At 40.7% G+C, this 23,543-nt stretch carries 22 protein-coding genes and 1 pseudogene; 17 read left to right on the top strand and 6 right to left on the bottom strand.

Translation table 11 applies throughout. The features are described 5' to 3' along the window. The first annotated feature begins 29 nt into the window (after window positions 1–29). From D2908_RS02430 to D2908_RS02360, 14 genes are all read left to right on the top strand, one after another. Window positions 30–2,675: an alpha-mannosidase gene (locus D2908_RS02430; RefSeq protein ID WP_117304583.1), complete on the top strand. Its 2,646-nt coding sequence runs from the start codon at window positions 30–32 to the stop codon at window positions 2,673–2,675. An 83-nt stretch (window positions 2,676–2,758) separates the two neighbouring features. Continuing rightward, window positions 2,759–3,628: an ROK family protein gene (locus D2908_RS02425; protein ID WP_165847422.1), complete on the top strand. Its 870-nt coding sequence runs from the start codon at window positions 2,759–2,761 to the stop codon at window positions 3,626–3,628. Next, a complete protein-coding gene (locus D2908_RS02420) occupies window positions 3,622–5,502 on the top strand; it encodes a beta-N-acetylhexosaminidase (RefSeq protein WP_117304580.1) in 1,881 nt (626 codons plus the stop codon). Before D2908_RS02425 ends, D2908_RS02420 begins: the two co-directional genes overlap by 7 nt. 209 nt (window positions 5,503–5,711) lie before the next feature. After that, a complete protein-coding gene (locus D2908_RS02415) occupies window positions 5,712–6,641 on the top strand; it encodes a sugar ABC transporter permease (protein ID WP_117304578.1) in 930 nt (309 codons plus the stop codon). Between the two features lie 13 nt (window positions 6,642–6,654). After that, complete coding sequence (locus tag D2908_RS02410; RefSeq protein WP_049495411.1) at window positions 6,655–7,578, top strand: carbohydrate ABC transporter permease; 924 nt, start codon at window positions 6,655–6,657, stop codon at window positions 7,576–7,578. Window positions 7,579–7,681: 103 nt separating this feature from the next. Then, window positions 7,682–9,163, top strand: a complete 1,482-nt coding sequence (locus D2908_RS02405) for an ABC transporter substrate-binding protein (protein ID WP_117304576.1) — start codon at window positions 7,682–7,684, stop codon at window positions 9,161–9,163. A 267-nt stretch (window positions 9,164–9,430) separates the two neighbouring features. Beyond that, window positions 9,431–10,417: a rhodanese-related sulfurtransferase gene (locus tag D2908_RS02400; RefSeq protein ID WP_117304574.1), complete on the top strand. Its 987-nt coding sequence runs from the start codon at window positions 9,431–9,433 to the stop codon at window positions 10,415–10,417. Between the two features lie 235 nt (window positions 10,418–10,652). Then, on the top strand, window positions 10,653–11,516 hold the full coding sequence (locus tag D2908_RS02390; protein ID WP_117304572.1) for a DUF4299 family protein: 864 nt from the start codon (window positions 10,653–10,655) through the stop codon (window positions 11,514–11,516). Between the two features lie 179 nt (window positions 11,517–11,695). Beyond that, window positions 11,696–12,619 (top strand): XRE family transcriptional regulator, encoded by a 924-nt coding sequence (locus D2908_RS02385; RefSeq protein WP_117304570.1) that lies wholly within the window; start codon window positions 11,696–11,698, stop codon window positions 12,617–12,619. Between the two features lie 94 nt (window positions 12,620–12,713). Then, entirely contained in the window at window positions 12,714–12,935 is a 222-nt protein-coding gene (locus D2908_RS02380) for a hypothetical protein (protein WP_117304568.1), read from the top strand. Window positions 12,936–12,966: 31 nt separating this feature from the next. Further along, complete coding sequence (locus D2908_RS02375; RefSeq protein WP_117304566.1) at window positions 12,967–13,830, top strand: ATP-binding cassette domain-containing protein; 864 nt, start codon at window positions 12,967–12,969, stop codon at window positions 13,828–13,830. 23 nt (window positions 13,831–13,853) lie between these two features. Next, window positions 13,854–14,546 carry an ABC transporter permease gene (locus D2908_RS02370; RefSeq protein ID WP_117304564.1) on the top strand — a complete coding sequence of 231 codons (693 nt, stop codon included), beginning with the start codon at window positions 13,854–13,856 and terminating at the stop codon, window positions 14,544–14,546. A gap of 8 nt (window positions 14,547–14,554) precedes the next feature. After that, window positions 14,555–15,136 (top strand): hypothetical protein, encoded by a 582-nt coding sequence (locus D2908_RS02365; RefSeq protein ID WP_117304561.1) that lies wholly within the window; start codon window positions 14,555–14,557, stop codon window positions 15,134–15,136. Then, window positions 15,129–15,428 carry a cysteine peptidase family C39 domain-containing protein gene (locus D2908_RS02360; RefSeq protein ID WP_240628267.1) on the top strand — a complete coding sequence of 100 codons (300 nt, stop codon included), beginning with the start codon at window positions 15,129–15,131 and terminating at the stop codon, window positions 15,426–15,428. Before D2908_RS02365 ends, D2908_RS02360 begins: the two co-directional genes overlap by 8 nt. Window positions 15,429–15,635: 207 nt before the next feature. On the opposite strand, the gene D2908_RS02355 is transcribed toward D2908_RS02360, so the two are convergent. The 5 genes from D2908_RS02355 to D2908_RS02335 all read right to left on the bottom strand — a co-directional run bounded on the left by D2908_RS02355 (window position 15,636) and on the right by D2908_RS02335 (window position 19,882). After that, entirely contained in the window at window positions 15,636–16,709 is a 1,074-nt protein-coding gene (locus D2908_RS02355) for a DUF6574 domain-containing protein (RefSeq protein WP_117304559.1), read from the bottom strand. Window positions 16,710–16,766: 57 nt separating this feature from the next. Continuing rightward, window positions 16,767–17,678, bottom strand: a complete 912-nt coding sequence (locus D2908_RS02350; RefSeq protein ID WP_117304557.1) for a DUF4097 family beta strand repeat-containing protein — start codon at window positions 17,676–17,678, stop codon at window positions 16,767–16,769. Beyond that, on the bottom strand, window positions 17,671–18,264 hold the full coding sequence (locus D2908_RS02345) for a DUF1700 domain-containing protein (protein WP_117304555.1): 594 nt from the start codon (window positions 18,262–18,264) through the stop codon (window positions 17,671–17,673). Before D2908_RS02345 ends, D2908_RS02350 begins: the two co-directional genes overlap by 8 nt. Next, entirely contained in the window at window positions 18,251–18,577 is a 327-nt protein-coding gene (locus tag D2908_RS02340; RefSeq protein WP_000273855.1) for a PadR family transcriptional regulator, read from the bottom strand. Before D2908_RS02340 ends, D2908_RS02345 begins: the two co-directional genes overlap by 14 nt. Window positions 18,578–18,715: 138 nt before the next feature. Further along, on the bottom strand, window positions 18,716–19,882 hold the full coding sequence (locus tag D2908_RS02335; protein ID WP_117304553.1) for an MFS transporter: 1,167 nt from the start codon (window positions 19,880–19,882) through the stop codon (window positions 18,716–18,718). 57 nt (window positions 19,883–19,939) lie between these two features. Between D2908_RS02335 and D2908_RS10260 the strand changes: the two are divergent. From D2908_RS10260 to D2908_RS02325, 3 genes and pseudogenes are all read left to right on the top strand, one after another. Beyond that, a pseudogene (locus tag D2908_RS10260) lies at window positions 19,940–20,087 on the top strand (glycosyltransferase family 2 protein); the annotation flags it as partial. After that, window positions 20,067–20,867, top strand: a complete 801-nt coding sequence (locus D2908_RS02330) for a glycosyltransferase (protein ID WP_346426289.1) — start codon at window positions 20,067–20,069, stop codon at window positions 20,865–20,867. The pseudogene D2908_RS10260 and the gene D2908_RS02330, both read left to right, overlap by 21 nt. 85 nt (window positions 20,868–20,952) lie before the next feature. Beyond that, window positions 20,953–22,803 (top strand): nucleoside-diphosphate sugar epimerase/dehydratase, encoded by a 1,851-nt coding sequence (locus tag D2908_RS02325; protein WP_117304549.1) that lies wholly within the window; start codon window positions 20,953–20,955, stop codon window positions 22,801–22,803. A 110-nt stretch (window positions 22,804–22,913) separates the two neighbouring features. On the opposite strand, the gene D2908_RS02320 is transcribed toward D2908_RS02325, so the two are convergent. After that, window positions 22,914–23,543: an HAD hydrolase-like protein gene (locus D2908_RS02320; RefSeq protein WP_117304547.1), complete on the bottom strand. Its 630-nt coding sequence runs from the start codon at window positions 23,541–23,543 to the stop codon at window positions 22,914–22,916.

Genomic DNA, 23,543 nt, shown 5'->3' with positions numbered 1-23,543 from the left:
TAAATTTAAGTTAGAATGAGGTTTTACTCATGGAAAATGTTGTTGTACATATTATTTCTCACAGCCACTGGGATCGTGAGTGGTATCTACCTTTTGAAAGTCACCGTATGCAATTGGTGGAACTTTTTGACAATCTCTTTGATCTTTTTGAAAATGATCCTGAGTTCAAGAGCTTCCACTTGGATGGTCAAACCATTGTCCTTGATGACTACTTGGATATTCGCCCTGAAAACCGTGACAAGGTGCAGCGTTATATCGACGAAGGCAAACTCAAGATTGGACCATTCTATATCTTGCAGGATGATTACTTGATTTCCAGCGAAGCCAATGTTCGTAATACCTTGATTGGACAAGCGGAATGTGCCAAATGGGGCAAATCAACTCAAATTGGCTACTTCCCAGATACCTTTGGAAATATGGGGCAGGCTCCTCAAATCCTTCAAAAATCAGGCATACACGTTGCCGCTTTTGGGCGTGGTGTCAAACCAATCGGATTTGACAACCAAGTTCTCGAAGATGAGCAGTTTACTTCTCAGTTTTCCGAAATGTACTGGCAGGGTGCGGATGGTAGCCGTGTCCTCGGCATTCTCTTTGCCAACTGGTACAGTAACGGGAATGAAATTCCAGTGGATAAAGACGAGGCCTTGACCTTCTGGAAACAAAAACTGGCAGACGTGCGTGACTACGCTTCGACTAACCAATGGTTGATGATGAACGGCTGTGACCACCAGCCTGTCCAGAAAAATCTGAGTGAAGCCATTCGTGTGGCAAATGAACTCTTCCCAGATGTGACCTTTGTTCACAGTTCTTTTGATGAATATGTCCAAGCCGTGGAAAATGCCCTACCGGAACAATTATCAACGGTTACAGGTGAGTTGACCAGTCAGGAAACAGACGGCTGGTACACACTTGCCAACACTTCTTCATCTCGCATTTATCTCAAGCAAGCCTTCCAAGAAAATAGCAACCTACTAGAGCAAGTGGTAGAACCCTTGACGATTATCACTGGGGGTCACAACCACAAGGACCAGTTGACCTATGCTTGGAAAACACTTTTGCAGAATGCGCCACATGATAGCATCTGTGGCTGTAGCGTGGACGAAGTTCACCGCGAGATGGAAACGCGTTTTGCCAAGGTCAATCAAGTCGGAAACTTTGTTAAGAGCAATCTTCTTAACGAATGGAAGGGTAAAATCGCTACAGCTAAGGCTCAAAGTGACTATCTCTTTACTGTCATTAACACAGGCTTGCATGATAAGGTCGATACTGTCAGCACAGTGATTGATGTGGCGACTTGTGATTTCAAGGAATTGCACCCAACAGAAGGTTACAAGAAGATGGCTGCCTTAACCTTGCCAAGTTATCGTGTGGAGGACTTGGATGGGCGTCCTGTAGAGGCTAAAATCGAAGACCTTGGAGCTAATTTTGAGTACGATTTACCAAAAGACCAGTTTCGCCAAGCTCGTATCGCTCGCCAAGTGCGCGTGACCATTCCAGTTCACCTAGCGCCGCTTTCTTGGACAACCTTCCAATTGCTGGAAGGAGAGCAAGAACACCGTGAGGGTATTTACCAAAACGGAGTGATTGATACACCGTTTGTAACGGTAAGTGTGGATGACAATATTACAGTCTATGACAAGACAACTCACGAAGCCTATGAAGATTTTATCCGCTTCGAAGACCGTGGTGACATCGGAAACGAGTATATCTATTTCCAACCCAAAGGAACAGAGCCAATCTATGCAGAGCTTAAGGGTTATGAGGTCTTGGAAAACACAGCTCGCTACGCTAAGATTTTGCTCAAACATGAATTGACCGTGCCTGTCAGTGCAGATGAAAAGCTAGAAGAAGAGCAAAAAGGCATCATCGAGTTTATGAAGCGTGAAGCTGGACGTTCAGAAGAATTGACAAGCATTCCTCTTGAAACTGAGATGACTATCTTTGTTGATAATCCACAAATTCGCTTTAAAACTCGCTTTACCAACACTGCCAAAGACCACCGTATCCGTCTCTTGGTCAAGACTCATAACACGTGTCCAAGTAATGATTCTGAAAGCATCTATGAGGTGGTGACACGACCAAACAAACCAGCTGCTTCATGGGAAAATCCTGAAAATCCTCAACACCAACAGGCCTTTGTCAGTCTGTATGACGATGAAAAAGGTGTGACTGTATCCAACAAGGGATTAAACGAATACGAAATCCTTGGAGACGACACCATTGCAGTGACCATTTTGCGTGCATCCGGTGAGCTGGGTGACTGGGGTTACTTCCCAACACCAGAAGCACAATGCTTGCGTGAGTTTGAAGTCGAGTATGCTCTCGAATGCCACCAAGCCCAAGAACGCTTCTCAGCCTATCGTCGTGCTAAAGCCTTACAGACACCGTTTACCAGCCTTCAGCTTGCTAGACAAGAAGGAAGCGTGGCTGCGACTGGTAGCCTCTTGAGTCATTCTGTTCTCAGCATACCGCAAATCTGTCCGACAGCCTTTAAGGTAGCTGAAAATGAAGAAGGCTATGTTCTTCGCTACTACAATATGAGTCAAGAAAATATCCGTATGTCTGAAAAACAACAAACCATTCTTGACTTGTTGGAACGCCCATATCCAGTCCATTCAGGATTATTGGCACCACAAGAGATTCGTACAGAATTGATCAAAAAAGAAGAAATTTAATTTCAAAAAGTAAACATAAAGAGAAAGGAGGGGCGAAAAGGTAAGAACTAACTGCTGATTCGCCCCTTTTTATGGTAAAAACAATGACTATTGCAACGATTGATATCGGAGGGACCGGAATAAAGTTTGCCAGTCTAACTCCTGATGGGAACATACTAGATAAGACAAGCATCCCAACACCAGAAAATTTGGAGGATTTGCTAGCTTGGTTAGACCAACGCTTGTCAGAACAGGACTATAGCGGGATTGCTCTGAGCGTTCCAGGCGCGGTCAATCAAGAGACAGGTGTGATTGATGGCTTCAGTGCGGTGCCCTACATTCACGGATTTTCTTGGTATGAGGTGCTTAGCTCTTATCAGATTCCTGTCCATCTGGAAAATGATGCTAACTGCGTTGGACTTAGTGAACTGCTAGCTCATCCTGAGATTGAAAATGCAGCCTGTGTCGTCATTGGTACAGGAATCGGCGGAGCTATGATTATCAATGGTAGACTTCACCGAGGTCGCCACGGTCTAGGTGGAGAATTTGGTTATATGACAACCCTTGCCCCTGCTGAAAAACTTAACAACTGGTCGCAACTAGCGTCAACTGGAAATATGGTGCGATACGTGATTGAAAAATCTGGTCAGACTGATTGGGATGGTCGCAAGATTTACCAAGAGGCCGCAGCAGGAAATGCCCTTTGCCAAGAAGCCATTGAGCGCATGAATCGTAATCTGGCGCAAGGCTTGCTCAATATCCAGTATCTGATCGATCCAGATGTTATTAATCTGGGTGGCTCTATCAGTCAAAATCCCGACTTTATCCAAGGTGTCAAAAAAGCTGTTGATGTATTTGTTGAAACCTACGAAGAATACACGGTCGCACCAGTCATCCAAGCCTGCACCTATCAGGCAGATGCCAATCTCTACGGTGCCCTTGTCAACTGGCTACAGGAGGAAAATCAATGGTAAGATTTACAGGAATTAATTCCAAACAAGAGCAAACTATAGACTTACTTCAAAAGCACATTTCTCTACCAGATGTAGAGGTGGCAGTCTCTCAGTCTGACCAAGCCTCTATCTCTATCAAGGGTGAGGGTGGCCACTATCAATTGACCTACCGCAAACCTCACCAACTCTACCGCGCCTTGTCCTTATTGGCAACAGCTCTAGTAGAAGGTGATAAGGTAGAGATTGAGGAGCAAGCGGCTTATGAAGATTTAGCCTACATGGCTGACTGTTCGCGCAATGCGGTGCTGAATGTGGTTTCTGCCAAGCAGATGATTGAAGTTTTGGCTCTCATGGGCTACTCAACCTTTGAGCTCTACATGGAAGACACTTATCAAATCGAGGGACAACCTTATTTTGGCTATTTCCGCGGGGCTTATTCAGCTGAAGAATTACAGGAAATCGAAGCCTATGCCCAGCAGTTTGACATGACCTTTGTGCCTTGCATCCAGACCTTGGCTCACTTGTCAGCCTTTGTCAAATGGGGTGTCAAAGAAGTCCAGCAACTTCGTGATGTAGAGGACATTCTCCTCATCGGCGAAGAAAAAGTTTATGATCTGATTGACGGCATGTTTGCAACGCTATCTAAACTGAAGACTCGCAAGGTCAATATTGGGATGGATGAAGCCCACTTGGTTGGCTTGGGACGCTACCTGATTCTAAACGGTGTGGTGGACCGTAGTCTCCTCATGTGCCAACACTTGGAGCGCGTGCTGGATATTGCAGACAAATATGGTTTCCACTGTCAGATGTGGAGTGATATGTTCTTTAAACTTATGTCAGCAGATGGCCAGTACGACCGTGATGTGGAAATTCCAGAGGAAACTCGTGTCTACCTAGACCGTCTCAAAGACCGTGTGACCTTGGTTTACTGGGACTATTACCAGGATAGCGAAGAAAAGTACAATCGTAATTTCCGTAATCACCACAAGATTAGCCAAGATATTGCCTTTGCAGGTGGTGCTTGGAAGTGGATCGGTTTTACACCCAACAACCATTTCAGCCGTCTTATTGCTCTTGAAGCCAACAAAGCCTGTCGTGCTAATGACATCAAAGAAGTCATCGTGACGGGTTGGGGGGACAATGGTGGGGAAACAGCTCAGTTCTCTATTCTGCCAAGTCTACAAATCTGGGCAGAACTCAGCTACCGCAATGATCTAGACCGCCTGTCTGCTCATTTCCAGACCAATACAGGTCTATCCGTTGAGGACTTCATGCAACTTGATCTTGCCAATCTCTTGCCAGATCTACCAAATAATCTCAGTGGCATCAATCCCAACCGCTATGTCTTTTATCAGGATGTTCTCTGTCCGCTCCTTGACCAACACATGACACCTGAACAGGACAAGCCCCACTTCGCTCAGGCTGCTGATACGCTTACTAACATTAAAGAAAAAGCTGGCAACTATGCTTACCTCTTTGAAACTCAGGCCCAGTTGAACCAGATTTTAAGTAGCAAAGTCGATGTGGGACGACGTATTCGTCAGGCCTATCAAGCGGATGATAAAGAAAGCTTGAAACAAATCGCTAGAGAAGAACTGCCAGAACTCAGAAGCCAAATTGAAGACTTCCATGCCCTCTTTAGCCACCAATGGCTGAAAGAAAATAAGGTCTTTGGCTTGGATACGGTTGATATCCGCATGGGCGGACTCTTGCAACGCATCAAGCGAGCAGAAAGCCGTATCGAAGCTTATCTGGCTGGTCAGCTTGACCGCATCGACGAGTTAGAAGTAGAAATTCTGCCATTTACTGACTTCTACGCAGATAAGGACTTCGCAGCCACAACAGCCAACCAGTGGCATACCATTGCAACAGCATCGACGATTTATACGACCTAAAACAAGAACACCGTGCTTTACTCAGAGTGTTTCTCGTGAAACACACTTCTTATATAAAAAACTTCTCCACATAAAATAATTTGTGGAGTTTTTTCTATAATTAGTAGTTTAACCTAGCCTTCAAATAGGAGTATACTAATAATGTAATCGTTATCAAAAGTCTAAAAAGAAATTTTTAGATGGATATCAAAATAAAAAGGGAGGAAATTATGAATAAGTTTTCAAAAACCTTGAGAGACAACTGGATCTTTCTCTTGATGGTTTTTCCAGGGGCACTCTGGTTGATTCTATTCTTCTACATTCCGGTATTTGGGAACGTGGTTGCCTTTAAAGACTACCACATGACCAGTAATGGATTTATAGATAGTATAGTGAATAGTAAATGGGTCGGACTCGATAATTTCAGATTCTTGTTTAGTTCAAAAGACGCCTTTATTATCACACGAAATACTGTCCTCTACAATCTCGGCTTTATCTTTATTGGTTTGATTGTATCGGTAGGGATTGCGATTATCCTTAGTGAACTCCGTTCTAAGCAAATGGTTAAGATCTTCCAAACTTCTATGTTGTTCCCTTACTTCTTGTCTTGGGTTATCATCAGTTTCTTTACAGATGCCTTCCTAAACATTGATAAAGGGGTGTTCAACCATTTCCTAGAATCTATCGGCATGAAGGAGGTCAACTTCTACGCTGACTTAAGCATTTGGCCATATCTTCTCCTTTTCCTAGGTATTTGGAAAGGATTTGGATATAGCAGTGTTATGTACTATGCGACTATCATGGGAATTGACCCAACCTACTACGAAGCAGCAACAGTGGACGGAGCTAGCAAGTGGCAACGCATTCGCAACGTAACCATTCCTCAGTTGACTCCACTTGTAACAGTTTTGACCATCCTTGCAGTCGGAAATATCTTCCGTGCAGACTTTGGTCTCTTCTACCAAATCCCGCACAATGCTGGTCAGCTTTACAATGTAACTAACGTTTTGGACGTATATGTCTTTAATGGTTTGACTCAGACAGCAGATATCGGGATGGCTTCAGCAGCCGGTCTTTACCAATCCGTTGTCGGTTTGATATTGGTTATTCTATCAAACTTACTTGCAAGACGAGTCGATCCAAACTCAGCTTTATTCTAGAAAGGAGGAGAATATGGCAGAAAAGAAAATTAAAAAAGAAAAAATCGATAATGTCGGCATTCACTCCTTTAGTAAGAAGGCGGATATCTTCTTTAGTATCATCTCAGGTTTGATTGCTCTTTCTTGTATCTTGCCCTTTATCTTCGTTATCATTATTTCGGTGACAGATGAAAAGAGTATTCTCCAAAATGGATATAGCTTCTTCCCATCCCAATTTGGATTAGACGGTTTTGAATTTTTGGCACAGTTTAAGGATAAAATCCTCCAAGCCCTCTTCATCTCAGTCTTTGTAACAGTGGTGGGGACGATTACAAACGTTTTTATCACAACAACCTATGCCTACGCCATCTCACGGAGAACATTTAAATATCGCAGATTCTTTACAATCTTTGCCCTTCTTAGTATGTTGTTCAACGCTGGTTTGGTACCAGGCTATATCGTGGTCACTCGTTTGCTTCAACTTGGTGATACCGTTTGGGCCTTGATTGTTCCCATGCTTCTCTCACCATTTAACATCATCTTGATGCGTTCCTTCTTCAAGAAGACCATCCCAGAAGCAATCCTAGAATCCGCTCGTATCGATGGTGCTAGTGAAGCCCGTATCTTCTTCCAAATCGCTTTGCCATTGTCACTACCAGGTATCGCAACTATCACGCTCTTGACAGCTCTTGGTTTCTGGAATGACTGGTTCAATGCCCTTCTTTACATCAAGAGTGACAACTTGTATCCATTGCAATATTTGCTCATGCAAATCCAGCAAAATATGGACTACATCGCTAAAGCAGTCGGCCTTTCTGGTCAACTAGGAGTTGCTCTACCAAAAGAAACAGGACGTATGGCCATGGTTGTGGTCGCAACCCTTCCAATCGCGATTTTGTATCCATTCTTCCAACGCTACTTTGTAAAAGGTTTGACTATCGGTGGTGTGAAAGAATAGTGCTTGTTGAGAAATACCCTTTCTCGTTTCCCAACTTCCCTTGTGTGAAGTTAAGATCATTAAATCGTTTATAAGTTTAAAAATAAAAAAAGGAGTTTTTGTCATGAAAAACTGGAAAAAATATGCTTTTGCATCTGCTAGCGTAGTCGCTTTGGCTGCTGGTCTCGCTGCTTGTGGAAACCTTTCAGGTAACAAGAAAGCTGCTGACTCAGCTTCAGGTGAACAAACTGTTATCAAAATGTACCAAATCGGTGACAAACCAGATAACTTGGATGAATTGCTAGAAAATGCTAACAAAATCATCGGAGAAAAAGTTGGTGCTAAATTGGATATCCAATATCTTGGATGGGGTGACTATGATAAGAAAATGTCAGTTATCACATCATCTGGTGAAAACTACGATATCGCCTTTGCATCTAACTATGTTGTGAATGCTCAAAAGGGTGCCTATGCGGACTTGACTGATTTGTATAAGAAAGAAGGGGCAGAACTTTACAAAGCACTTGACCCAGCTTACATCAAAGGTAACAGCATTAACGGTAAAATTTACGCTGTTCCAGTTGCAGCCAACGTTGCATCATCTCAAAACTTCGCCTTCAACGGAACTCTTCTTGCTAAATACGGTATCGATATTTCAGGTGTCACTTCATACGAAACACTTGAACCAGTCTTGAAACAAATCAAAGAAAAAGCTCCAGATGTAGTGCCATTTGCGGTTACTAAGAACTTCATCCCATCTGATAACTTTGACTACCCAGTTCCAAATGGACTTCCATTCGTTATCGACCTTGAAGGGGACACTACTAAGATCGTAAACCGTTACGAAGTGCCTCGTTTCAAAGAACACTTGAAGACTCTTCACAAATTCTATGAAGAAGGATACATTCCAAAAGACGTAGCAACCAGCGATACTTCATTTGACCTTCAACAAGATACTTGGTTTGTTCGTGAAGAAACAGTAGGGCCAGCTGACTACGGTAACAGCTTGCTCTCACGTGTTGCTAATAAAGATATCCAAATCAAACCAATCACTAATTTCATCAAGAAAAACCAAACAACACAAGTTGCAAACTTTGTCATCTCAAACAACTCTAAGAACAAAGAAAAATCAATGGAAGTGTTGAACCTCTTGAACACGAACGCAGAACTCTTGAACGGTCTTGTTTACGGTCCAGAAGGCAAGAACTGGGAGAAAATTGAAGGTAAAGAAAACCGTGTTCGCGTCCTTGATGCTTATAAAGGAAACACTCACATGGGTGGATGGAACACTGGTAACAACTGGATCCTTTACATCAACGAAAACGTTACAGACCAACAAATCGAAGATTCTAAGAAACAATTGGCAGAAGCTAAAGAATCTCCAGCGCTTGGATTCATCTTTAACACTGACAGTGTGAAATCTGAAATCTCAGCTATCTCTAACACAATGCAACAATTCGATACAGCTATCAACACTGGTACTGTAGACCCAGATAAAGCTATTCCAGAATTGATGGAAAAATTGAAATCTGAAGGTGCCTACGATAAAGTATTGAACGAAATGCAAAAACAATACGATGAATTCTTGAAAAACAAAAAATCATAAGATCAATTGATTTCGTGTATTCATTCCTAACTCCTAAAAACTGAATCACTGTTTTCCTCAGACTTATCTGGGGGAGGCAGTGATTTTTTGGCACAAGGATATAGATAGCCATGTTTTCTCTTATCTTTACTTTAATCATTCAGGAAATTTCGAGAACACTCTACAATTTCCAGTCAAATAAATTGCATTCGTTTTCTCAAGCAGGTATACTAGTATAGTTAGATGAAAAATTCTGAAAATTTAAGAATAGAAAAGAGAACAAATCTTATGGCAAAAGATATTCGTGTCTTACTTTACTACCTTTATACTCCAATTGAAAATGCAGAGCAATTTGCTGCAGACCACTTGGCTTTCTGTAAATCAATCGGTCTTAAAGGCCGTATCCTAGTTGCTGACGAGGGAATTAACGGAACAGTTTCAGGTGACTACGAAACAACTCAAAAATACATGGACTACGTTCACAGCCTCCCAGGCATGGAAGACCTCTGGTTCAAGATTGACGAAGAAAATGAACAAGCCTTCAAGAAGATGTTTGTTCGCTATAAAAAGGAAATCGTCCACCTTGGTTTAGAGGATGATAACTTTGACAACGACATCAACCCACTTGAAACAACAGGGGCTTACTTGTCTCCAAAAGAGTTCAAAGAAGCCCTTCTTGACGAAGATACAGTTGTCCTTGACACACGTAACGATTATGAGTATGACCTCGGACACTTCCGTGGGGCTATCCGCCCAGATATCCGCAACTTCCGTGAGTTACCACAATGGGTCCGTGATAACAAAGAAAAATTCATGGACAAGCGTGTCGTAGTTTACTGTACAGGTGGTGTTCGCTGTGAGAAATTCTCAGGCTGGATGGTGCGTGAAGGCTATAAAGATGTTGGCCAATTGCACGGAGGAATCGCAACTTACGGTAAAGACCCAGAAGTCCAAGGCGAGCTTTGGGATGGAAAAATGTACGTCTTTGACGAGCGTATTGCAGTCGATGTCAATCATGTCAATCCAACTATCGTAGGGAAAGATTGGTTTGATGGAACGCCATGTGAACGTTATGTCAACTGTGGAAATCCATTCTGTAACCGTCGTATCTTGTCATCAGAAGAAAATGAAGACAAGTACCTTCGTGGATGCTCACACGAGTGCCGTGTTCACCCACGTAACCGCTATGTTTCAGAAAATGAATTGACACAAGCTGAAGTGATCGAGCGCCTAGCCGCTATCGGTGAAAGCTTGGATCAAGCAGCTACTGTATAAGATTAATACTCAATGAAAATCAAAGAGCAAACTAGGAAGCTAGCCGCAGGTTGCTCAAAACAGTGTTTTGAGGTTGGGGATAAAGCTGACGTGGTTTGAAGAGATTTTCGAAGAGTATAAACAGTCCTCAGGGGCTGTTTTTCTATGCTTTTTACTCAAAAATCTAAAGTTTGTTTCTGTATCTTTCAGAAAAATAGGGTATACTATATGTAAACGATTTCAAAGGAGTTCAGTTATGACGAAAACATTTTTTATTCCAAATAAACAGAGCATTTTAGGAGAACAGGAAATTTTGACTGCCAAGTCTATCTTGGCCTTGCTAGATGGTTTGGAGTCGCATAGTTATGATGCCGTCTATCTCCGTCAGCCTCTTAACCGTCTCGAGTATATCGAGTGTGCGATAGTGGGGCAATCACAATTTCTCTTTAAAGTTAGTTATGCTGATGATCAAAAGGCATATCGTGTCGATCTTTCTGACCTACTAACGAAGACAGACTGGCGGATTATCAAGTCATTTTTAGATGCCCTGCTTGCTTATACAGGAACTGAGATTGAAGGACTAGATGGTTTCGACTTTGAAGCTTATTTCCAAGCAGGTATTCAAGCCCATCTGGCTGATACTGCAGCCCGCTTTACGATTTGCCAAGGAATTTTTCACCCTGTTTTCTTTAGTCATGAGGACTTGAAAAGCTTTTTAGAAGAGGATGGCTTGGCACAGTTTGAAGCGCGTGTACGTGCGGTTCAAGAGACAGATGCCTACTTTGCAAGAGTTTCCTTCTATCAGGATGGAGAAGGCCAAGTGCACGGTGTTTACCATCTGGCTCAAGGAGTCAAGACTGTTTTACCGAGAGAACCATTTGTTCCTGCAGCCTATATGGAGCAATTGCTGGATAAGGAAGTCCAGTGGGAGATTGACTTGGTTCAAATCACAGGATATGGCTCTAAACCAGAAGACTATGAAGCGATAGCAAGACTGGATTATCAAGCATTTTTAGGAGCTTTGCCAAAAGAACTTTATCAGAACTTAGATGCTAACCAAGTAGAAGTAGGCCCTGTTTCAGGGGAAGATTTTGAAGCTTTAGTAAATGTGAAAAAGTAGGCAAGAGCTATAGTTTAGGTTTTCACAGAATATCTTAGAATGAGACCTCATTCTATTGATAGAGTAGCTTAGTGATATTTCGTAATACGAGATTCTAAACATTGCTTATCTTAACAAAAAACAGCATAATATAAAAAATATAATATTGTTCAGTAACTAATTATCAGGAGATCGAGCATATGGATATTAAGAAGGAAGTAGGTAAAAGAATCCGAATGTTGCGAGAGATGAAACATATCACTCGTGAAACTCTTTGTGATGATGAAACTGAGATAACGGTACGCCAATTAGCACGAATTGAATCAGGGCAGTCTTCTCCAAGTTTATCCAAGGTAGAGTATATAGCTTACAAACTAGGTTGTCCAATTTCACATATAGTAGATATGGATCATATGGTTTTACCTTCAGAGTACTTAATATTAAAGGATAAACTCATTAAGTTCCAAACTTATGGGGATGATGATAGAATCCAGGTTAAGGAAGAGTTATTTGACAGAGTTTACGAATACTATTATGACAGTCTACCTGAGGATGAGCAGATTGCAGTTAGTGCCTTACAAGCTAGTTTTGATGTCTTTGTAAGTGAGGATGCAGGGTTTGGCGATGCTTTGCTTGATGAATATTTTGAACAAGTAAAGATAAGGAAAAACTATTCGGTGAATGATTTGCTTTTGATAAAGCTGTACTTTGGTTCATGTTTGGCAAGACCGACTGAGTATAATCCTGAACTATTTTGGATGCTTTCTAAAAAGCTTATGAGAGAAACAAATTCATCAGATTTAGAGACAGCCTATATGTTAAAGAGAACTGTGCTTGATTCTTTAGCTGTTCAATGGATGGAAAAATCTTACTCTACTTTTGAGCCTTATGTTAAGGCAATGAACGCATTGATGACTATATCGCAGGATTTTCAAAACAAGCCAATTGTTGATATGCTAGAAGCTATGTGTACCTTATTTCATAAACAGGATAAGGAAAAAGCTATCCAATTATATGACAGAGCTATTGTTTGTGCTCAAGCATTTGGGGACTCAGTATTAGAAGCGCGTATATTAGGAGAAAAAGAAAAAGATTTAAAAACTTTTGAGGAAATGAAGAGCTGACATGACATTTTTGTCATGTTTTTTTCTTTTTGAAAGCGTTAAACTAGAGCTGTAATGAAAAGTCAAGAGAGTTATTTGGTTTAGGAGGGAAGAGATGGGGAATCTTAGTATCTTACTAGAGACTTTTACACAAACTCGCCACAGTCTGATAGTTCGAAATAACACGACTTCGCAAAAGTTGGTAGAGATAGCATTAAATAACGAAATCTTTCGCCTAGCAATTTTAGATGCAGGTGAAGAGCAAATTGTAATTCTGCCTGAGGAGATTACAGATGTTAAGAATTTTGAGATTTCAGAGGTGGAGGATAATTCATGAAAGCAAAGGATATAATGAACGGAGAGAAACAATGAATCGTGTGATTTTAAGTCTTAAAAATATCGATAAAACATATGGGAAAGAGCAGGTTCTCCATAATATTTCCTTTGATATTGAACAAGGAGAAATATGTGGTCTTATCGGTGAAAATGGTGCAGGAAAGACAACATTAATGAGAATTCTTCTAGGACTAATTCGAGCTGATAAGGGAGAAATCGAGAGTGTTTCGCAGCATAAGATCGGCAGTATTATCGAATCACCTGCCCTCTATCCAAACTTGACTGGACGTCAACACCTGCAATATTATAAAACAAGATTTGGTTTAAAGACAGACATCATAAAAATGTTGGAATTGGTTCGCCTACCCCAAACATCATGGGACAGAAAAGTAAAAAATTATTCTCTTGGAATGAAGCAAAGACTATCGATTGCGATTGCGCTTTTGGATAATCCAGAGCTTATTATCTTAGATGAACCCGTGAATGGTTTAGATCCTCAAGGGATTTCAGATTTAAGAAAAATGATTTTGAATTTAAGGGATCAGTTAGGAGTTACTTTTTTAATCTCGAGCCATATTCTGTCAGAATTGGAATTTATAACAGATAAGTATATCATCATGAAAAAAGGAAAGATTCTAAATGTGATGAGTTCAAAAGAGCTAGCGAATGATTTATCTGAGAAAATTTTCCTAAAGACAAGTGATAATCAGATTCTAAAAATATTTTTAGAAGAAGAGGGCATTGTTCATTTTGAGCAAGATGACTATCTGGTTGTTACAGAAAAGGAAAAATTAATGACTATTTTGCAATATAGTGTCGCATCAAATCTAGTGATACAGGATATTTATATTAAGAAGGAACGCTTTGAGGACTACTATTTGCGTAATATTATCTGATGATTTAAGAAAGGAGGAGAGTCATGAATTCTCTTAAGGCAGATATGTATAAATTTTACTGGGAAAAAAGAGGAGTGCTTCCTAGTTTGTTGATAGGATTATTGATTTTGTTATTCTCCTTGTTTTTTAAGTCATCAAATGAAAATGAGCCGGCATTTCGAGTGTTGATTTCAAATGTGAGTGGTTTTATTCCTTTGCTTTTCATCTCTGCCAATTTATTTTTCTGGGGGGAAGATTATAGTTTCCGTACGATCAATATTCTGCTCACAAAAGAAAAACAGCGTTGGAAGTTATTTTTATATAAAATTTTGGGAACCTTTTGTTTGTCTTTCCTATATGTAACTATTTTTTATAGTTTAACAGCTCTTGTTTATTTGGAAGGGGACATGGTGTTGATTGTTTCGACATTTTTACACCAACTACCATACTATTTTGTCATTATAAGTATCTCGTTATTGATTTTTCAAATATTTGATAAGGTTTATGAATCATGTATGATTTATACACTCTACATTTTACTATTTGATAACCTATTAGCTTACGTCCTTCCAAATTCTGGTGAGAGTGTGAAAGACTATTTACTGATGACTTTAAATTTGAAAGCATCACCAAGTTTTAGTCAATTTACCCTTACAAACGTATGCTATCCTATCGTGGTGAGTATAGCAGTACTTGTGCTTGCATTAGCTGTATTTAGTAAAAAAGAATTTAAGTAGGAGGACTAATGATGAAAAAAATAGGAATTGTAATTGGACTGTTGTTACTGTTTGTAGTAGCTGGAATTTTATTAACCTTAAAACGAGGAGAGACGACAATCAGTGTGAAACAATCATGGACTCTTTCTTCTAAAAATATTAAAACGTTAGAGTTTTATGGCTCAAAGCAAGCAATTGATGTTAAAGTTGTCAAGAGTGAATCAGATGAAACAACTGTTCAAATAGAAGGAAAAGTTTCCGAAGAATCAGCGAATAATATATCTAAAAACGTTAAAATGAGTTCAGATAGTCTATATATTCCATTTTCGCAACATGGTTTTAATTTGGCTCTGAGTTCAGAAGGGAAAGACAAGTTATATGTAACTATTTCCTTAGGGAAAAATGCTACTTTCGAAAAAATATTTATAGATACTCTTGTTGGCGATGTATCTATTACAGTTCCTGAAGATTTTGATGGGATTTATACTTTACATACAAACAATACAGGAGAAATTTTAAGGGTTCCTACAACAAATCAAACTTCGAATAGCATCATTGAAGTTGATGGCTATAGTAAGATAAGTGTTGAAAAAGGAGAAAATAATGGTTAGTCACTATAAACAAGCAACTTTGCTAGATTGTGGAATGGCTTGTGTAAAGACAATCATTTCTTATTATTTCCCAAAATTAGAACATTTAGATAGTCTACAATTTGATAATAACAATAACCAAGGACTGTCTTTGTTTGAAATAGAAAGCATGCTAAAAAGCTATGGTATTGATGCGGATTCTTATCAAATTGATACTCCTAGTTTGCATAATATTTGGAATAACGAGCTTCATAGCAATGTTATCATACTACTGAACTTTAGAAATAAAACCCATCTTAGACAAAGATTTTAAAACATTAGCACAAGAAGAGTAAAGCAGAAGCGGGTCAATCGACTTGCTTTTTTGGTATAGAAAAAATCCTGCCATGGAAGACAGGATTGCTACTCAATGAAAATCAAAGAGCAGACTAGTAAGCTAGCCGCAGGTTGCTCAAAACAGTGTTTTGAGGTTGGGGATAAAGCTGACGTGGTTTGAAGAGATTTTCAAAGAGTATGAAGTTTAAAGAAAGGCCAAGATACGAAGATAATCTCCAATCAGTGCGACTTCAGCTACAAAGAAGAGGAGGATAATGACTCCGTTCACAAGGACAGACAAGAATAATTGATAGAAGGAGTCGGTTTCACTTGCTTGACTAGGTCTTGTAATGATATGGAGGCTAGCAAGTAGAATGATTCCAATGCTCATCACACACAAGAGAGCTGTAAATCGTAGGCTGTCAAAGAAGGCAAAGAAACTAGCAATAGCAGTGAGGAAGATTGGAATTGCCAAGAGTTGACTATATTGTTGGAGGACCTTTTCTAGCGTCCAGTCTTTTTCCTGGTGGATAAATCGTCTCACAACGAAACTACCCAAGAGGAATGAAGAGAAGAAGAGTGTTGTTGCTACTAGGATAGAGATGATCGAAAAGAGATTTAATGAAGCAAATTGTTCAGGGAAGTGATTATGCATAGTTGCTATATGTCCATAGTAAGCATGTTTGATGTGGTAGATACTAAAGAAAAAGGAAGATGCAGAAAACAGAATGAGTAAGAGAAAGGCTGTGTAGCTGTGTTTGCTACTTGTTTCAAGCTTGCTTGTAGGAGATTTGAGAGCCTCCACTAGCCAAGACCAAAAATCAAGCACTTGCTCTTTCCATCTGTCCGTAGATTTTGGAGCTTGGTCGGGGATATAGGGACTTTCTAAGGATTTGCTGATAAGAAGGGGCTCTTTCGTGGTTGGTTTTTGCTGAGGAAGTGCTTCTTGGCTTTCTTCAGCTATAGTGACTTTTTCTGTTTCTTTAGAAAGGTCTTGCTCTTCCTCAGTAGAATCTAATGCTTTCTTTTCTTCTATTTCTGTTTTCGCTTCACTGTCTTCAGGAGCTTCAATTTTCTCCTCTTTCTCCTCTTGCTGGCTTTCCAGTTCGACTTCAGCTTGAGAGACGTCCTCCTCTACTTGAGTATTTTTTTCAATTGGTGTATCGAGATCGGCTATCGTTTCTTCAGCCTTGTCTGCAACCTCTTGATCTTGCTCTTCAGGCTTGTTCTTGCTTGTTGTTTTTACAAAATCATTACTTTCAAACCATTCTTGTTTCATGGTAGAACCTCCTTTTTAGTGGTTTATGTGTCATAGTGGTCGATATAAATAGGTTTATTAAGGTCTGTTAGCTGTAGTTTCAAGACTAATATAATCATCAGCCTTAGCGATGAGTTGACCTTTTGCATCAGTTTTTTCAGTTTTGTAAGGGTTGCTTAATTCGTTGGGGTGGCGTTGACTCTCATCTCTCGATAACTGATAAATAGGACCATGGTGACTCGAGAGGTCTAAGTTAATTTCTTGGCTTTCTTTTTGAGTTAGCATGATACTGAGCGCATTTTTAGAAGATAGTTCTACTTTACCATATACTTTAATATTTTCAGCGTGGAAGTGATGTTCTGTTGACTCTAGCTGACTATCTGTAAGATCTGTATCAAAGATATTAATGATATTAGGGGTTGTGAGTTTACTGTTTTTGATACGACTTCCTTCAATTCGGAGGATATAGCTGTTTGTATTGAGGGTCGCATTTTCAAGGCTAGCATTGATGATGGTAGTTTGTCCACGATTGGCTGAGATGTTGATTCCTTTTAGAGCTCTCCCTTTTGGCAATTGGAGAATAACTTCTTCAAAACGACTCGAGTATCTGCTTGCGATATGGAGAAGCCCGCCAATTCCAGAAGAGAGAAACGGACTTTCAGACAGTTTCTTATCAGTGAGGCTCAGCGTTTTATCGTTCTGATTTGTGATAAGATCATGGTGAGCAGAAAGAGATGGATGGTAAGAAATGTGGATTTGATCATCCAAAGAGTCTGTGATGGTCAGCGCGTGTTGATGGAGAGTAATCTCTAGGTTTTCGACTTCCTTACCAAAGGTCAGCTCTTCCATCCTACTATCATAGACAGGTTCCTTGGACATGGCAAGTAGGCTCTTGATTCCGTCAGATTGGATACCTACAAAGAGCAGGATAAAGCCGATAACAGTAGTCACCACACCAAAAATGAGAAATCCTCTTGTCCATTTATGCATGATGATCACCTCTCTTTCCTTTTTTGAGAACAAATTGTACCAGGCGAACAATGAGTAGACCGAAGAAGCGAGCTACATAGGAAATACCTAATAAAACCAGCGAAGAAGCACCGATGGCCAGTAAACCAGCACCAAAAATCAAGATAAAGGCTGATTTAGCTTGGGCTAAGACAGTGAAACTTTCAACTAAAAATAGGAATCCGCCGATGATACCCAATATGGAAACTGCAAAGAAAGCCAGAATGACAGTCAAAGCGGCTACAAGGATTGCGAACAGGGACACGAGGATGGCGATTCCCAGAGGAATGCCGATAGGTGCTGCAAGGAGGGCTAACAAGGCGATATGCAAAATTTGTCGGTTATTTTTTTGAGCGGGTGCTTCATTGATTTTTTTATCGAGAAGATTGGATAGAACTTCGTGGGCTGCTTCTTTGGGAGTTCCCAAACTGGCAATGAGTTCTTCTTCTCCTTTGACTCCAGCATCATCAAAGAGTTCCCTGAAATAGTCCATGGCTTCAATTTGGTCAGCCTGAGGCAGTTTTTTGAGATAGAGTTCTAGCTGAGTCAGGTATTCAGTTCTTGTCATGGCGGATACTCCCTTCTATGATGCCATTGATGGTGTCTGTATAGAGTGTCCATTCATCTTTTAGGGTCAAGAGTTGCTCTATACCACCGTTTGTCAAGGAGTAGTATTTGCGCATGCGACCTTGGAACTCTCTAGAATAGGTTGTCAGAAAGCTATTGCCTTCCAATTTTTTTAGGATAGGATAGAGTGTAGATTCTTTGATATTGGCGATCAGCTTAATGGTCTGGCTAATCTCATAACCATAAGAATCCCCTTTTTCCAGTACGGCCAAGATGAGAAATTCAATCAAGGCAGAGGATGTTGGAAAGTACATGGGAAACCTCCTTTTCTAATGTGTAAGATTTTTATATATAATTTTTCTACATATACATTGTACATCTAAAAGAAAGCCCTGTCAAGGGAAATGTGTAAAATTTTTATATATAAAAAACTTCTAGGCAAAACTAGAAGTTTAGAGGATTTTATCAGCTCTGTCCACTGTAAAGAGGGCAACAGTCATCAGGATGTCGACGAGCAAGAGGGCGGCTACAGCTGGTACCCAAGAGTGGAAAAGGTCAAAACTATATCCAAAGAGAGTCGGCCCAAAGGCTGCTAGGATATAGCCTCCTGTTTGAGATAGGCCGGATAATTGGGCTGTCTTTTCAGGAGCACTTGTCTTGAGTGAAAAGTTGACCATGAGATAAGGGAAGAGGGCGCTGGTTGCAGTTCCGATGAGGAGATGGATGGCAAGCCAGTAAAAGAAATTATTGATTGGGAAAAAGAGCATGGAAATGCCGACCACACCAGCCAGTGAGACCAAAGTGAGCATGAGCTGACGGTTACGAGTAGATAAACTAGTTGTCAGGCTTGGGATGGTCATTGAAAAAGGAATGCTAATCAGAGAGAAGATAGAAGTCAGCAAGCCAGCTTCGTGACTGGATAGACCTGCGTGGATGGCCATGGTCGGTAGCCAGGTCATAGCGGTGTAGAAGAGTAAGGACTGAAGTCCGCCAAAGACAATGATGGCCCAGACCTGTTTATTATGCATGACCTTTGCTTTGCTTTTTTGTTTGGTTTGTGGAGCCAGTTTGTGATTATAGCGGTGATTAGGCAGCCAGACCAAAAAAGTTGCTAGGCAGAGTAGGGTGAGGAGGATGATAAGTCCTTTCCAGGAGCTGGCTTGTGTAATAGGCACCGCTAGATAGGAAGCCAGAGTCGTCGCAATCCCCATAGAAGTTACATATAAGGTGGTCAGAAAACCAATTTTCTTTGGTTGATTGGCTTGGATAAGGCTAGGAAGCAGAACATTGATGACTGCGATACTTGCCCCAACCATCAAGGTTCCTAGATAGAGCAGGGGCAGATTGATTAGTCGAATGAAAGAACCGATAGTCAAGAAGAAAAGGCTGTAGGTGAAGAGATGCTCCAAGCCGATTTTCTGAGCCAGTCGGGTAGAAAAGAGTGAGAAGAGGGTAAACATGAGGAGAGGAAGGCTGGTCAAGACACCAAGTGAACTAACTTCTACTCCCAGCCCTTGCGAAATATCTCCCAAAATAATGGGCAAAACAGTAAAAGGAGTCCGCAAGGAAACACCAATCAGGATAATTCCTGGAACAAAAAAGAGTGATTGCTTTTTCATATAATACCTCTTCTAGCTGATTTTAACAACAGCTTATTTTAAGGTTTTTTCCTTATAATGTCAAGTAAGGTTTTGGGCTTTCAAGATAAAAATGGGAAAGTCTTGAAAATTATGATAAAATAGTGGAAGGAAATCTATACATTGGAGAAAAACTGTGTCTGAAAAGCAAAAAATCAGCGTATTGATGTCGGTCTATATCAAGGAAAATCCGATATTTTTAAAGGATGCTATTGAGAGTGTTCGAAATCAGACCCTGAAACCGAGCGAATTGGTTCTGGTCGAGGATGGACCTTTGACGCCTGAGCTCTATCAGGTATTAGACCAGCTTGAAGCTGAGTCTGATATTCCAGTGAAGCGCTATCCTCTTGAGCAGAATCAAGGCTTAGGTCTGGCTCTTCGATACGGTGTTTTGCAGTGTCAGTATGATATTATTGCCCGTATGGATACGGATGATATAGCTGTTCCAGACCGTTTTGAGAAACAGGTTCAGCTAATGGAGAAGGACAAGCTCGACCTATTAGGTGGACATATTGCAGAGTTTATTGATAATCCTGATGAGATTGTTTCTTACCGTCGTGTTCCAACCCAGCATGCAGATATTGTAGCTTATCAAAGGATGAGAAGTGCTTTTAACCACATGACTGTCATGTTCAAGAAGAACATGGTTCTCAAGGCAGGCAACTATGAGGACGGCCTTTATATGGAGGATGACCTCCTCTGGCTCAATATGATTGCTGCAGGAGCTAGGACTGGAAATCTAGATCAAATCTTGTGTAAGGTTCGTGTCGGAGCAGGGATGTTTGAGCGTCGTGGGGGACTGCGTTACCTCAAACTCTATCGTCAAGCTCGTCAGCGCATGCTGAAGCGAGGGCAAATTTCTTACATGGAGTATGCCAAGAGTGTTGCCATTCAGATGGTGGTCGCCCTTTGTCCAGGATTTATCCGACAGTTTATTTTTATGAAACTGTTACGAAAAAGCAAGTAAAAGATTGTAGCAAATCGTAAACTAGAGAAAAAGTGTTATAATAACAATATAACTATTCAGCTCTTTTAAGGAGGAGTAAATTTCTATGAATAAAAAACTCACAGATTATGTGATTGATCTGGTGGAAATTTTAAATAAACAACAAAAACAGGTTTTTTGGGGAATATTTGATATTTTGAGTATGGTGGTTTCCATCATTGTATCTTATATCTTATTCTACGGCTTGATTAATCCAGCACCTGTTGACTACATCATCTATACGAGTTTGGCCTTCCTGTTCTATCAATTGATGATTGGATTTTGGGGGTTGAACGCTAGTATTAGTCGTTACAGCAAGATTACGGATTTCATGAAAATCTTTTTTGGTGTGACTGTGAGCAGTATCTTGTCATATAGTATCTGCTATGCCTTCTTGCCACTCTTTTCTATCCGTTTTATCGTTCTCTTTATCTTGTTGAGTACCTTCTTGATTTTATTGCCACGGATTACTTGGCAGTTAATCTACTCTAAACGCAAAAAAGGCAGTGGTGATGGAGAACACCGTCGGACCTTCTTGATTGGAGCTGGCGATGGTGGAGCCCTCTTTATGAACAGCTACCAACATCCAACCAGTGATTTGGAACTTGTTGGTATTTTGGATAAGGATGAAAAGAAAAAGGGTCAAAAGCTTGGTGGAATCCCTGTTTTAGGCTCTTATGACAATCTGCCTGAATTAGCCAAACGTCACCAAATCGAGCGAGTTATCGTTGCGATTCCGTCACTTGACCCGTCAGAATATGAGCGTATCTTGCAGATGTGCAATAAGCTGGGTGTCAAATGTTACAAGATGCCTAAGGTTGAAACTGTTGTTCAAGGACTTCACCAAGCAGGTGGAGGATTCCAGAAGATTGATATCACAGACCTTTTGGGTCGTCAGGAAATTCGTCTTGACGAATCGCGTCTAGGAGCAGAACTGACAGGTAAGACAATCTTAGTCACAGGTGCTGGTGGTTCAATCGGTTCTGAAATCTGTCGCCAAGTTAGTCGTTTCAATCCTGAACGCATCGTTTTACTCGGACATGGGGAAAATTCAATCTACCTTGTTTATCATGAATTGATTCGTAAGTTCCAAGGGATTGATTATGTGCCTGTGATTGCGGACATTCAAGATTATGACCGTCTCTTGCAAGTCTTTAAACAGTACAAGCCAGCTATTGTTTATCATGCAGCTGCCCATAAGCACGTTCCTATGATGGAGCGCAATCCAAAAGAAGCCTTCAAAAACAATATTCGTGGAACCTACAACGTTGCTAAGGCTGTTGATGAAGCCAAAGTGCCTAAGATGGTTATGATTTCGACAGATAAGGCGGTTAATCCACCAAATGTTATGGGAGCAACCAAGCGCGTGGCTGAGTTGATTGTCACTGGTTTTAACCAAAGTAGCCAATCGACCTACTGTGCAGTTCGTTTTGGGAATGTTCTTGGTAGCCGTGGTAGTGTGATTCCAGTCTTTGAACGCCAGATTGCTGAAGGTGGGCCTGTAACGGTGACAGACTTTCGTATGACCCGTTACTTTATGACTATTCCAGAAGCTAGCCGTCTGGTTATCCATGCTGGCGCTTATGCTAAAGATGGAGAAGTCTTTATCCTTGATATGGGCAAACCAGTCAAGATTTATGACTTGGCTAAGAAAATGGTCCTTCTAAGTGGACACACTGAGAGCGAAATTCCAATCGTTGAAGTGGGAATCCGTCCAGGTGAAAAACTTTATGAAGAACTCCTGGTATCAACAGAACTTATTGATAACCAAGTTATGGATAAGATTTTCGTTGGTAAGGTTAATGTCATGCCTCTAGAAGCCATCGATAAAAAGATTGAAGAGTTCCGCACTCTTAGTGGAGATGAGTTGAAGCAAGCCATTATCGCCTTTGCCAATCAAACCACCCACGTTGAATAAAAAAGAAAACCGCATATTATCAAGGATGAAGAGCCTTGATAATATGCGGTTTGTTATGTAGAAGCTTGCCTCATTTTTTCTGAAATGGAGTGGTTATCCAGTCTATGTTATTAAAAATACTTCAAAACTTCTAAGGGTTTGTGGGCGATATAATCAGGTTGATAGTTTAGTAGGTCTGTCTGATCTCCAAATCCCCAAGTGACGGCCAATTTCTGAATGCCTGTTTCTTGAGCACCCAGCATATCAAACTTGGTATCTCCGATGATGATGGCTTGTTCTGGTCCTAGTTTATGTGTTTGTAAGGCTTGGCGAATGACATCTGCCTTATGAGGTGCTTCAGGGCTGGAGCCATAAATGCCATCAAAGAAATGATGGATTCCCAAGTTCTTAGTCATGTCTTGAGCAGTTGGAGTATTTTTTGTCGTGGTGATATAAAGAGGATATTTGCTCGATAGCTCCTCAAGCAAGTCTACAATTTGAGGAAAGAGTTGAGCTTCATGGATGCCTTTTGCCTTGTAGTAAGAACGGTATATCTGCACGGCTTCAGAGATTAGTTCTTTGGGCAGGCAGGTCGTAAAACTACTTTCGAGGGGTGGCCCCATAAAACCACGAATCGTTTTGGCATCAGGGCTAGGTACCCCCAACTCCTTAAAGGTATGGGTAAAGGCATTGTGAATCCCGATAGAACTGTCAACGAGGGTTCCATCCAGATCGAAAAAAATAGCTGTGATAGAGGTCAT

The sequence above is a fragment of the Streptococcus sp. LQJ-218 genome, assembly GCF_003428885.1.
Classification (GTDB): domain Bacteria; phylum Bacillota; class Bacilli; order Lactobacillales; family Streptococcaceae; genus Streptococcus.
This window is presented reverse-complemented; position numbering and strand designations above follow the sequence as displayed.

Bases quoted from the DNA above. Each gene is read 5' to 3' on its own strand.
- D2908_RS02405 (WP_117304576.1), top strand. From the start codon at position 7,682: ATGAAAAACTGGAAAAAATATGCTTTTGCATCTGCTAGCGTAGTCGCT.
- D2908_RS02430 (WP_117304583.1), top strand. From the start codon at position 30: ATGGAAAATGTTGTTGTACATATTATTTCTCACAGCCACTGGGATCGT.
- D2908_RS02415 (WP_117304578.1), top strand. From the start codon at position 5,712: ATGAATAAGTTTTCAAAAACCTTGAGAGACAACTGGATCTTTCTCTTG.
- D2908_RS02320 (WP_117304547.1), bottom strand. From the start codon at position 23,543: ATGACCTCTATCACAGCTATTTTTTTCGATCTGGATGGAACCCTCGTT.
- D2908_RS02380 (WP_117304568.1), top strand. From the start codon at position 12,714: ATGGGGAATCTTAGTATCTTACTAGAGACTTTTACACAAACTCGCCAC.
- D2908_RS02340 (WP_000273855.1), bottom strand. From the start codon at position 18,577: ATGTACTTTCCAACATCCTCTGCCTTGATTGAATTTCTCATCTTGGCC.
- D2908_RS02420 (WP_117304580.1), top strand. From the start codon at position 3,622: ATGGTAAGATTTACAGGAATTAATTCCAAACAAGAGCAAACTATAGAC.
- D2908_RS02425 (WP_165847422.1), top strand. From the start codon at position 2,759: ATGACTATTGCAACGATTGATATCGGAGGGACCGGAATAAAGTTTGCC.
- D2908_RS02365 (WP_117304561.1), top strand. From the start codon at position 14,555: ATGATGAAAAAAATAGGAATTGTAATTGGACTGTTGTTACTGTTTGTA.
- D2908_RS02350 (WP_117304557.1), bottom strand. From the start codon at position 17,678: ATGCATAAATGGACAAGAGGATTTCTCATTTTTGGTGTGGTGACTACT.
- D2908_RS02325 (WP_117304549.1), top strand. From the start codon at position 20,953: ATGAATAAAAAACTCACAGATTATGTGATTGATCTGGTGGAAATTTTA.
- D2908_RS02355 (WP_117304559.1), bottom strand. From the start codon at position 16,709: ATGAAACAAGAATGGTTTGAAAGTAATGATTTTGTAAAAACAACAAGC.
- D2908_RS02360 (WP_240628267.1), top strand. From the start codon at position 15,129: ATGGTTAGTCACTATAAACAAGCAACTTTGCTAGATTGTGGAATGGCT.
- D2908_RS02330 (WP_346426289.1), top strand. From the start codon at position 20,067: ATGTCGGTCTATATCAAGGAAAATCCGATATTTTTAAAGGATGCTATT.
- D2908_RS02335 (WP_117304553.1), bottom strand. From the start codon at position 19,882: ATGAAAAAGCAATCACTCTTTTTTGTTCCAGGAATTATCCTGATTGGT.
- D2908_RS02375 (WP_117304566.1), top strand. From the start codon at position 12,967: ATGAATCGTGTGATTTTAAGTCTTAAAAATATCGATAAAACATATGGG.
- D2908_RS02410 (WP_049495411.1), top strand. From the start codon at position 6,655: ATGGCAGAAAAGAAAATTAAAAAAGAAAAAATCGATAATGTCGGCATT.
- D2908_RS02390 (WP_117304572.1), top strand. From the start codon at position 10,653: ATGACGAAAACATTTTTTATTCCAAATAAACAGAGCATTTTAGGAGAA.
- D2908_RS02385 (WP_117304570.1), top strand. From the start codon at position 11,696: ATGGATATTAAGAAGGAAGTAGGTAAAAGAATCCGAATGTTGCGAGAG.
- D2908_RS02345 (WP_117304555.1), bottom strand. From the start codon at position 18,264: ATGACAAGAACTGAATACCTGACTCAGCTAGAACTCTATCTCAAAAAA.
- D2908_RS02370 (WP_117304564.1), top strand. From the start codon at position 13,854: ATGAATTCTCTTAAGGCAGATATGTATAAATTTTACTGGGAAAAAAGA.
- D2908_RS02400 (WP_117304574.1), top strand. From the start codon at position 9,431: ATGGCAAAAGATATTCGTGTCTTACTTTACTACCTTTATACTCCAATT.